This is a genomic window from Microbacterium enclense (assembly GCF_004022425.1).
Classification (GTDB): Bacteria; Actinomycetota; Actinomycetes; order Actinomycetales; family Microbacteriaceae; genus Microbacterium; species Microbacterium enclense_A.
This window is the reverse complement of record NZ_RBZY01000117.1, coordinates 1-2895: the sequence shown is the minus strand read 5'-3', so window position 1 is coordinate 2895 and position 2895 is coordinate 1. Positions and strand designations below refer to the sequence as shown.

At 63.5% G+C, this 2895-nt stretch carries 1 protein-coding gene and 1 pseudogene; both read right to left on the bottom strand.

From position 1 onward, the window contains the following. Window positions 1–227: 227 nt before the first annotated feature. The gene (locus tag D8Y23_RS16350) at window positions 228–1022 is read right to left on the bottom strand and encodes a mechanosensitive ion channel family protein (protein ID WP_108320570.1); all 795 of its coding nucleotides are present in this window, start codon (window positions 1020–1022) and stop codon (window positions 228–230) included. 443 nt (window positions 1023–1465) lie between these two features. Continuing rightward, window positions 1466–2895 (bottom strand): annotated as a pseudogene (locus D8Y23_RS16345) (excinuclease ABC subunit A); the annotation flags it as partial.

The window sequence follows — 2895 nt, the reverse complement described above, 5'->3', positions numbered from 1 at the left end:
CCTCGAGCACGCGCCCGAGGTGGCCCGACTGTGCGGACTCCTCAGCGAGGATCGCGTAGACAAAGAATTCGAAGTTTCGCTCGAGTCGCTTTTGGAGCGCCTGGATCGCGCTTACTCCCAGTGACCGGCCCCGCGTGGAGCGTCCATTGGGGCGCGTTACCGAGGCGCAAAATGCTGAGCGGGCCAGCCCGGCACGCCGGACCGACCCGCCCAGCAGGAGGGAAATGTCAGATCTGCGGCGGCTGCGCGGGGCGCTGCGGCGGCTGGGCGGAACGCCGCTGCGAGCTAACGGCATCTTGTACCTGCTGCCCGGCCTGCTTGGCCTGGTCCGCGACGGAGGGGGCGTTGCGAGCCTCCTGCTGAATCTTCGGGGCTTCCTCCTCCGCCTTGGTCAGCAGGGCCTCCCAGCGCTGCTGCATCGGCCTGATGAGGCCACCGCCGGCGCCGACGATGATGACACCGGCGATGATCGCGAGAACAGTGACGAGGATGGGCGTGGTGACGGTCGTTGCTACCTCAATCTGGTTCAGCGCCGCCGTCACACCCAGGAACAGGATGAACACGGCGACGATGTTGCCGAGGATTTTGCCGTAGGACAGTCCGCTCAGGGTGTTCTGGATGAGGCCCTTGGCGCCGGCGGCGATCGCCGAGGCGATGACGACGATGATGATGGCGACGATGATCTTCGGCAGGAACGAGATAATTCCGGCGAGCAGGTCACTGACGGGGTTCGGTCCGAACACACCGAAGGCGAACTGCAAAACGAACAGCACCAGCGCGTAGTAGACGATCTTGGCGACGATGTCGGATGCGTCGAGTTTCGACTTTGCGAGGGCCTTCTTCACGCCACCACGCTCGACGAGACGATCGAAGCCGACCTTCTCGAGCAGCTTCTCCAGAGCCTTGGAGATGAGTTTGGCGACGATGAGCCCCACGATGAGGATGACGAGGAACAGCAAGGCCAGGGGCACGAACGAGATGACCGCGGCCAATCCGTTCTGCAGAACAGCGGGGAAATCCATGAGAGAACCCTTTCGTGAAGAGGCGAAGACGCCCAGGGGGATGAGTATCGCCCTCATAGGGCGCTTACGACGTAAGACTGGCAGTGAGGTTGAGGGTCTCCCGAACGGATGCGCATCGCACGCCGTTGTGGTAAATGGCCAGAGGAGGGCATCCAGCACATGGGGGTGGGGCGAGCACCGATTCGGGTGCTTGGCAATTCGTGTGCCCATCCAACGAATAGGTGTGTGGTCAGAACTCCTAACCGGAAGGCGCTGACATGTCGACTCGCAACACCTCGGCCGAAGCATCCACGACCTGGGACTCGCCGCGTGGCTTGGAGGAACACTCATGGGAGCGGTCGGCCTAAACGGCGGCACCTCCGGCGCAGCTAACCCCGCGGAGCGGCTGAAGCTTTCCTCCGCGGGGTGGGCGCGGTGCGGTTGTCAAGCGTCGGCTCTTCTGCTCAGGTAGCCGCAACGACCAGTTTGATCGCCGCAGCAAGGTATTCCGCGGACGCGCCGACGCCGTTCTCGGCAACTTGTGCAGGAGTTCCAGCGGCGACGACTGCGCCGCCATCATCGCCGGCGCCGGGTCCGAGGTCGATGACGTAGTCGGCTGCTGCCACCACCCGCATGTCGAGTTCCACCGCGACGACGGTGTTTCCTGCGTCGACGAGAGTTTGCAGATGCGTCACGAGCCGGTCAGCGTCAGCGCAGTGCAGGCCCGAAGTTGGTTCGTCGAGAACATACAAGGTGTCCCCTCGTTGTGCGCGCTGTAGCTCGCTTGCGAGCTTCACGCGTTGTGCCTCACCTCCAGAGAGCTCGGTTGCCGGTTGTCCGAGTCGCAAGTATCCGAGACCCACGTCTGACAGTGCAGCTAGTGAGCGGGTGAGGTCGTCTTCCCCGTCAAAGAACGGGTGGGCTTCCTCAACGCTCATCGCAAGCACGTCAGCGATGGTGCGCTCCCGCCAAGTGATCTCAAGGGTCGAGGCTTTGTACCGGGTCCCGTGACAATCGGGGCATTCGGTGTACACGGATGGGAGGAAGAGTAGCTCGACCATCACGGACCCTTCGCCCTCACAGGTGGGGCAGCGGCCGCCGGAGACATTGAAGGAGAAACGGCCGGGCTTGTACCCACGCGAGCGAGCCTCGGGCGTCTCAGCGAAGCGTCTACGGACGTGGTCGAACAAGCCCGTATATGTTGCAACGTTCGATCGGGGGGTTCGGCCGATGGGTCGTTGATCGATGTTGACAACCCGCCGGACCCCCTCGAGAGAGCCGTCGAGGACACCGTCGAGCCGCTCTGGGGTATCGGCAAGGAGCAGCTCGTCGCCGGTCGGTTCGTCCTCCACCGGAATGCTCTGACCGAGGCGATCACCGACGAGAGCCGGGAGGGCCTGGCTAACCAAGCTCGACTTGCCGGAACCCGAGACTCCGGTAACCGCGGTGAAAACACCCATGGGAATGTCGATGGAGACGCCGTGCAGGTTGTTACGAGTCACGTCTTTCAAGTGGAGCCACCCGCGCGGGTCGCGAGGGGTGTGCGGGGGCAGTCCACTGCCACCGAATAGGTAGCCGCGTGTCACTGAGTCCTTGACGTCGGCAAGCCCATCGGTAGGACCGCTGTAGAGAACGCGGCCGCCATGCTCGCCCGCGCCGGGGCCGATGTCCACGAGCCAGTCCGCGTGCCGCATGACATCGACGGAGTGTTCGACGACGAACAGGCTGTTTCCGCTTCTCTTGAGCCCGTCGAGGATCTTCAAGAGCGCTGTCACGTCTTGTGGGTGAAGGCCTGCGGATGGTTCATCGAGGACATAGACGACGCCGAACAGGTCGGAGCTGAGCTGTGTGGCGAGCCTGATTCGTTGCAACTCGCCACCCGACAGGGTCGGGG

What these genes read in the sequence shown, in the direction of transcription:
- D8Y23_RS16350 (WP_108320570.1), bottom strand. Translation starts at nt 1,022, where the DNA reads ATGGATTTCCCCGCTGTTCTGCAGAACGGATTGGCCGCGGTCATCTCG.